This is a genomic window from Sphingomonas sp. CCH9-E2 (assembly GCF_001557215.1).
GTDB lineage: Bacteria > Pseudomonadota > Alphaproteobacteria > Sphingomonadales > Sphingomonadaceae > Sphingomonas.
Genome location: NZ_LSJM01000453.1, coordinates 1 through 6839, shown reverse-complemented (window position 1 = coordinate 6839; position 6839 = coordinate 1). Strand labels below are relative to the sequence as shown.

6 protein-coding genes and 1 pseudogene are annotated in these 6839 nt (G+C 69.5%); 5 read left to right on the top strand and 2 right to left on the bottom strand.

Translation table 11 applies throughout. From position 1 onward, the window contains the following. Window positions 1-211: 211 nt before the first annotated feature. Genes AX681_RS20150 through AX681_RS20135 form a run of 4 tightly spaced genes read left to right on the top strand, consistent with a single transcriptional unit; the run spans window position 212 to window position 5194 of the window. A complete protein-coding gene (locus AX681_RS20150; RefSeq protein WP_066658276.1) occupies window positions 212-1378 on the top strand; it encodes a hypothetical protein in 1167 nt (388 codons plus the stop codon). A 35-nt stretch (window positions 1379-1413) separates the two neighbouring features. Then, the gene (locus tag AX681_RS20145; RefSeq protein ID WP_066682687.1) at window positions 1414-2532 is read left to right on the top strand and encodes a DUF2336 domain-containing protein; all 1119 of its coding nucleotides are present in this window, start codon (window positions 1414-1416) and stop codon (window positions 2530-2532) included. Then, window positions 2529-3908, top strand: a complete 1380-nt coding sequence (locus AX681_RS20140) for a sensor histidine kinase (RefSeq protein ID WP_066657007.1) — start codon at window positions 2529-2531, stop codon at window positions 3906-3908. Before AX681_RS20145 ends, AX681_RS20140 begins: the two co-directional genes overlap by 4 nt. 56 nt (window positions 3909-3964) lie before the next feature. Continuing rightward, entirely contained in the window at window positions 3965-5194 is a 1230-nt protein-coding gene (locus AX681_RS20135) for a S41 family peptidase (RefSeq protein ID WP_197421807.1), read from the top strand. On the opposite strand, the gene AX681_RS20130 is transcribed toward AX681_RS20135, so the two are convergent. Continuing rightward, window positions 5195-5932 (bottom strand): glutaredoxin family protein, encoded by a 738-nt coding sequence (locus AX681_RS20130; protein WP_066657004.1) that lies wholly within the window; start codon window positions 5930-5932, stop codon window positions 5195-5197. A 77-nt stretch (window positions 5933-6009) separates the two neighbouring features. Between AX681_RS20130 and AX681_RS20125 the strand changes: the two genes are divergently transcribed. Then, complete coding sequence (locus AX681_RS20125) at window positions 6010-6384, top strand: MerR family transcriptional regulator (protein ID WP_066657001.1); 375 nt, start codon at window positions 6010-6012, stop codon at window positions 6382-6384. Between the two features lie 21 nt (window positions 6385-6405). On the opposite strand, the pseudogene AX681_RS22705 reads toward AX681_RS20125, so the two are convergent. Continuing rightward, a pseudogene (locus AX681_RS22705) lies at window positions 6406-6839 on the bottom strand (MBL fold metallo-hydrolase); the annotation flags it as partial.

Sequence of the window (6839 nt, the reverse complement as noted above, 5' to 3'; positions counted from 1 at the left end):
CATTCCTCCCCTGCGCAGCAGGGGAGGGGGACCGCCCGCGCAGCGGGTGGTGGAGGGGCGGCTGCGTAGACAGCCGTGGGCAGCTCGGCAAAATTCCGCCGCTTGCAGCGGCGGCCCCTCCGTCAGCGCTTCGCGCTGCCACCTCCCCCAGCAAGCTGGGGGAGGAATTGGGTGCTTCCCCCGCCGAATCAATTCGCCTAACCGGATCAACATGCTGGCGGGGCTGATCTTTGCGACGGAGGATGCGGGCGATCGCGCGGGGGTGCTCGCCGCGACGCTGCCGTTCGGGGGCATGACCCTGCTCGAATATCAGGCGCGGTTGCTGGTCGGCGCGGGTGCCGGGCATATTCTGGTCGCCGTCAGCCGGGTCACACCGGCCTTACTCGGCGCGGTCAGCCGGGCGGCGAAGCGCGGGGTGCCGGTCGATATCGTGCGATCGGCGGCGGAAGCGGCGGCGCGGGTGCATCCGTTGGCGCATGTCGTGGTGGTCGCCGACGCGCTGGTCACTACCGACGATGTGATCGATCGCATGGCGGGTGAGGGCAAGGACGCGATCCTAGTGACGCAGGACCCCGCTGCGTCACTGGAGCGGATCGATGCGCGCAGCTGCTGGGCTGGGGTCGCGCGCACGCCGGCGCAGCGGATCAAGGATATCGCCGACTTCCCGCCAGATTATGATTTCCAGTCGACCCTGCTGCGCGCGATCGTGCAGGCGGGGGCGGAGCAGCTGCCGCTGTCGACGAGCGCAGTACGCGCCGGGCATGGCGTCGAGCGCGAGGGCGCGGCGCTGGCCAGCCGCAGCAATGCGGTGCTCGCCGCGCTGACCGAACGGCGGACGAGCTGGGCCGACCGCCATGTCTTTACCCGCGTTGCGCGCTGGGTGCTGCCCAAGGTGGTCGAGAAGGGTGTGCCCGGATGGCTGTTGATGGCGGGCGGCGCGGTGACCGGGGCCGGAGCGGTGGCGCTGATCGCGTTCGGCTTTGCCTGGGGCGCGGGGATCGCGATTCCGGGCGTGGCGGCGCTGGCCACCGGCGCGGCGCTGTCGGCGCTGCGTGGTGAGGAAAAGCGCGCGCTGCTGCAGGAGGCGCTGATCGGCGCGATCGTCGGCGCGGTCGTGGGGGCGCTGGGCCTCAGCGAAATGAGGATCGACTCGACGCTCGACGGCACGATCCTGGCGTTGGTGACGATTGCCGCGACCGCGATTGCCGAGCGCAGCCAGGCGGTGATCCGCCGCTGGTGGGGCAGTCCGGCGGCCTATCTGCTGCTCGTCACGCCCTTTGCGATTGCTGGGCGGGTGAGCTGGGGACTGGCGCTGATTGCGCTTTACGCATTCGCGACGCTCGCCGCAGCGGTTGAGAGCAGGCGGGAAAAGCCTTAGGGCGACCTTAACCGCATTCCGTTATTCCGGAGACCATGTCCGACCCCAATGTCGACATGAGTGATGGCGCCGCCATTCGGGGCGCCCGCACGTTGCTCGCGCATGCCGCGGGTGCGGACGCTGCCGCTTACCGGGGGCTGGCGACGGCGATCGACGATTTTTTCCTTCCCGAATCGCACCGGCTGGACGAGCGGACGCGAGTCGGGCTGGGTCGCCTGCTGCGCGCATTGGTCGATACGGTCGAGGGCGAGATTCGCGACCATGGCGTGCGGCAGCTGCAGGTGCAGGGAGAGACCGATCTCGCCGCCGTGCTCGCCGAGGCCGATGGCGTGTTTGCCGCGCTGAGCGAGTCGGGCCTGCTGCGCGACGCCGAGCTGATGGCGGAGCTGATCGCGCAGGTGCGGCAGGAGCTGCTGGCGAGCGGCATGCCGGTGCAGGCGCATGACGACCCTGAACGACCGAGCCTGATCAACCGCTTCGTCCAGCATCCCGACCGGGTGCTGGCGCAAAGCGCGATGGGCGTGCTGATCGCCGAGAGCCGCCGTCGCAGCCTGCCCGAAGCGGGGCCATTGCCGCAGACCGATCTGCCCGCCGAACTGCATCACAAGCTGGTGTGGTGGGTGGCCGCCGCGTTGCGTGCGCGCGTCACCGCGACTGCGCAGCTTGCCCCGCCCGATGTCGCCGCGCTCGATCGCGTGCTGGCCGAAGCGGCGCAGCGCAGCCTGGCCGCGCATGACGAGGGCGACCGGGTCGAGGCGGCAGTGATGCGGCTGGCGGTCGCGATCGATGCGCAGCCGGACGAGCTGCCCGAATTGCTCAACGAAGCGCTCGGCGACCGGCGGGTGACGCTGTTCGCGGGGCTCCTCGCCCATGCGTTGGGGGTGGATTATGCCGTCGCGCGCGGCCTGGCGCTCGATGCAGGCAGCGGGCGGCTGTGGGTCGCGTTGCGTGCGCTGGATCTGGACCGGGGGGCGATTGCGCGACTGGGCCTGGCACTGACCGAAGCCGATCCGCGCCGCGATATCGAGGCCTTTGCCGAGACGCTCGACACGATCATGGCGGTTGGGGTCGATGACGCGCGGGCGGCGCTGGCGGGGCTGCGGCTGCCGGGCGATTATCGCGCGGCGGTGCAGGCGCTGGGAGGCGCGGCATGAACGCGATGGACCCGCATGTGCCGGTGGCGATCGGCCGGGTCGGGCGCGACGGGCGGCTGCTCGATGCCGAACCGCGCCTGTCGGACCTGAACGCGCGCGCGGGCGGCAAGCAGGGCGAGCCGGTCGCGGTGCCGCAGATCGCGTCGATCGCGCGGCTGGCGCAGCGGCTGGGCATCGCGATTTCGCGCAACATCGTCGCTGCGGATGGCGAGGATGATATCGACCTGTGGGTTCGTGCCGAGCCCGATAGTGACGGCGTGCGGCTGGAAGTCAGCGGCTGGCGTCCGCGCGCCGCGTGGCGCGCCGCGGCGGATGAGGGCCGCGAGGATGACTTCCTGCGCACCGACGCCGATTGGGTGTGGGAATGCGATTCGGCGATGCGGCTGACGCACCTCTCGCTGGAGGCGGGGGCGCGCTACGGTTTCGACGCCGGCAAGATGCTGGGCCAGCCGCTGACGTTGCTGTTCGCGCTGGAGGCGGATGATGAGGGCGCGCTGCCGATCCTGACCGCAGCGGCGGAGCAGGGGCGGTTCGAGGGCCAGGTGGCGGAACTGCGCGGTACCGGGCGTCGCGTGCGACTGTCTGCCAGCCCGCGCGTCGATGCGCAGTTGCGCTTTGCCGGCTTCACCGGCGCGGCGGAGATGATCGATGCGGACGCGGACGCGCAGGCGCACCCGCCGGCAGCACCCGAAGCCGTGTTCACCAGCGAGTTCGGCCAGCGGCTCGACCGTGCGCTGCGCAAGCCGTTGAGCCGCATCATCGCCAATGCCGACAGCATCAGCGCGCAGATCGAAGGGCCGTTGCGCACCGATTATGCCGAATATGCCGGCGACATCGCCAATGCCGGGCGGCATTTGCTGTCGCTGGTCGATGACCTGGCCGACCTGACCGCCGTCGAGCGCGACGATTTCGAGGTGGAGGCCGAGCCGATCGACCTGGCCGATATCGCGCGCCGCGCCGCTGGCCTGCTCGCCGTGCGCGCGAGCGAGGCGGATGTGCGGATCGACAAGCCCAAGGCGGACGAGCGCCTGCCTGCGACCGGCGAGTTCCGCCGCGTGCTGCAGATCATGGTCAATCTGATCGGCAACGCGCTGCGCTATTCGCCGCCGGGCGGGTCGGTCTGGGTACGGCTGGAGCGCGAGGGGCCGCTTGGCTGCGTCATCGTCGCGGATCAGGGCAAGGGGATTGCGCCGGAGGATCACGCCCGCATCTTCGAGAAATTCGGGCGCGTCGATCCGACCGAGCCGGGTGGCAGTGGCCTCGGCCTCTACATCGCGCGGCGGCTGGCCCGGGCGATGGGCGGTGATATCACCGTGGACAGCGCACCGGGTCAGGGCGCGCGCTTCGTCCTGACGCTTCCAGCCCGCGAGGGCTAATTGTTGCGACTACGGCTGTAGTTGAAGACAAGGTAGCGGCCTGCTACGTCCGTCCCATGACCATGATCGATCGCCGCGCCGCGCTGCGCGGCCTTGCCGCCGGCCTTGCGCTTCCCGTCCTTCCGTTGGCCGTTCGGGCGCAGGAGCCGCCGCGCGATGTCACGCTCGCGCAGGATTTCGACGAGATGTGGGAGACGCTGCGCGACCGCTATTGCTTCTTTGGTGAGAAGGCGACCGACTGGGACAAGGTGCGCCGCGTCTATCGCCCGCGCGCGATTGCCGCGCCGAGCTGGAACGATTTCGCGCATGTCCTGCGCGCGGCGCTGGGCGAACTCTACGACCCGCACACATCGGTGCGCAGCGGGCCGAACGGCATTCCCCGGATGCCCCCGTTCGACCTGCTCGTGGAGCGCAGCGCGGATGGCCTGCGCGTGACCAATGTTGCTCCGGACTCTGGGGCAAGTGCAGCGGGGCTGGCGATCGGCGATGTCGTGACCGCAGTCGATGGCGTGCCCGTGAGCGATGCGATCAAGGCGGCGGCGCTGACCTGTTTGGCGCGGCCCGATCCGGCGGCGGACCGGTTCGCGATCAACGCGGTGGTGGCGGGCAAGCGCGCGATGGCGCGGCAGTTCGCGGTGGCGGGGAAGGGGGAGGTCGCGGTTCCGATCCCGCAGCGGGCGGAACCGGCGACCATCGCGCACCGGCGGCTGGAGGGCGGGATCGGTATGATCGCGATCCGCAGCTTTGGCGATTATGCGGCGACGGCGGCGTTCGATGCGGCGCTGGCCGAGCTGCGTGATGCCCCGGCGCTGATCATCGACGTGCGCGGCAATGGCGGGGGCGATACCGCCGTCGCGCGGCCGATTATGGGGCGGTTCATTACGACCCGCGCGCCCTATGCGCTGATGCGGCGGCGGGCCGGGCGTGGGCTCAGCGCGCCGTGGACCGAATGGGTCGAGCCGCGCGGGCCGTTCACCTATGACCGCCCGGTGGTCGTGCTGTGCGACCGCTGGAGCGCGAGCATGGCCGAGGGGTTCCCGATGGGCATGCGCGGGCTGGGCCGGGCGCGGATCGTGGGGACGCCGATGATGCAGTTGGGCGCGGCGGTGTTCCCGCTGCGGCTCAACCGGACCGGGTTCGATCTGCAATATTCGGCCGAGCCGGTTTATGACGTGCAGGACCGACCGCGCTGGCAGCTGGAGCCGGGTGTGCTGGTGCCCGATGGCGCCGACATCCTCGCGGCTGGCCTCGCCGAGGCGCGGCGGATGGTGACGGCGCGCGGCTGATCAGCGCAGCAGCATCCATACCGCCATCGCCACCATCATCACATTTTCGGTCAGCGAGATGAAGCCGAGCGGCACATTGCTGTCGCCGCCCATGCAGGCGCATTTGAGTTCGCGCTTTTCGACATAGACCGCCTTGAACACCGACACCGCGCCGACGCTGCCGATGAACGCGGCGAGCGGGATCGACAGCCAGTGCAGCGCCTGTGCCGTCATCAGCACGCCGGCCGCGCCCTCCGCGAATGGATAGATATAAGCATAAGGCACCCAGCGCCGCGCGAGCAGGTCGTAACCCAGGAACATGGTCGAGAAGCTTTCGACATCGCGGAGCTTCTGGATGGCGAGTGCGACCATGCTGAAGGAGATGAACCATTCCGCCGCGCGGATGGTGAACGGGGAGCCATAGGCGGCATGGCTGGCGGCGAGCGCCAGCAGGGCCATCATCCCGAACAGCGCGATCACCGGGGCGTAGCTGGTCTCGCCCTTTGCGCGCACGTGCAGGCCGAACTGGCGGCGGAGGTCGTCATATCCGCCGATGCGTTGCCCGTCGATAAAGGTCTGCGGCGTGGTCGCGACGCCGTGTTCGGCCTTGAAGGCGTCGGTTTCGGCGCGGGTCTTCAACCAATGGTCCTCGACGGCATAGCCCTTGCGCTCCAGCAGCGCCTTGGCCTTGAGACCATAGGGGCAGATATGGCCGGGCATGACCATGCGGTAGAGGCTGGCGGTCGGCTTGGTGGGCATGACGAACTCCTTGGATATCGAACGTACCCACACCAGATAGGGTCCGTACCATGGTACGGAGTCAAGTTGTGAATGACATGACGATTGGGGGACTAGCCAGGACGGCGGGCGTGGGGGTCGAGACGATCCGCTTCTATCAACGGCGCGGCCTGCTGAACGAACCGAGCCGGGTCGGGGGCGTGCGGCGGTATGGCGCGGCGGATGTGGCGCGGTTGCGTTTCATCCGGACTGCGGCGGGCGCGGGGTTTACATTGGCTCAGATTGGCGAGTTGCTGACGCTCAATGCTGGTGAGGATCGCGCGCGGGCGCAGGCACTGGCGCGCGACCGCATTGCCGCGATCGACGTGCAGATGGCACGGCTGGCCGAGGCGCGCGCCGCGCTGGAGGCGCTGGCAGTGCGCTGTGCGGCGGGGGAGGGCGAAGGCTGCCCGATCCTGACGGCATTCGAGTAAACCCCCGACGCGCGCGTGGCGCTATGCGCTGCGCCGCTTTACCGGGATGCGCAGATAGCGAACGCCATTGTCCTCCGCTTCCGGGAGCTGTCCCGCGCGGACATTGACCTGGATCGAGGGGAGCAGCAGTCTTGGCACCGCCAGCGTCGCGTCGCGTGCTTCGCGCATGGCGACGAACGCGTCCTCGCTCACCCCGTCATGGACATGCACGCTGTCGCGGCGTTGCGCGGCGACGGTGGTTTCCCAGCGATAGTCTTCGCGGCCCGGCGCCTTGTAGTCGTGGCACAGGAACAGGCGCGTATCGTCCGGCAGCGACAGCAGCTTGCGGATCGAGCGGTACAGCGTCCGTGCGTCACCACCCGGGAAATCGGCGCGCGCGGTGCCATAGTCGGGCATGAACAAGGTGTCGCCCACGAACGCAGCGTCGCCGATGCGATAGGCGATGTCGGCGGGGG

What these genes read in the sequence shown, in the direction of transcription:
- AX681_RS20150 (WP_066658276.1), top strand. Translation starts at nt 212, where the DNA reads ATGCTGGCGGGGCTGATCTTTGCGACGGAGGATGCGGGCGATCGCGCG.
- AX681_RS20125 (WP_066657001.1), top strand. Translation starts at nt 6,010, where the DNA reads ATGACGATTGGGGGACTAGCCAGGACGGCGGGCGTGGGGGTCGAGACG.
- AX681_RS20140 (WP_066657007.1), top strand. Translation starts at nt 2,529, where the DNA reads ATGAACGCGATGGACCCGCATGTGCCGGTGGCGATCGGCCGGGTCGGG.
- AX681_RS20130 (WP_066657004.1), bottom strand. Translation starts at nt 5,932, where the DNA reads ATGCCCACCAAGCCGACCGCCAGCCTCTACCGCATGGTCATGCCCGGC.
- AX681_RS20145 (WP_066682687.1), top strand. Translation starts at nt 1,414, where the DNA reads ATGTCCGACCCCAATGTCGACATGAGTGATGGCGCCGCCATTCGGGGC.
- AX681_RS20135 (WP_197421807.1), top strand. Translation starts at nt 3,965, where the DNA reads ATGACCATGATCGATCGCCGCGCCGCGCTGCGCGGCCTTGCCGCCGGC.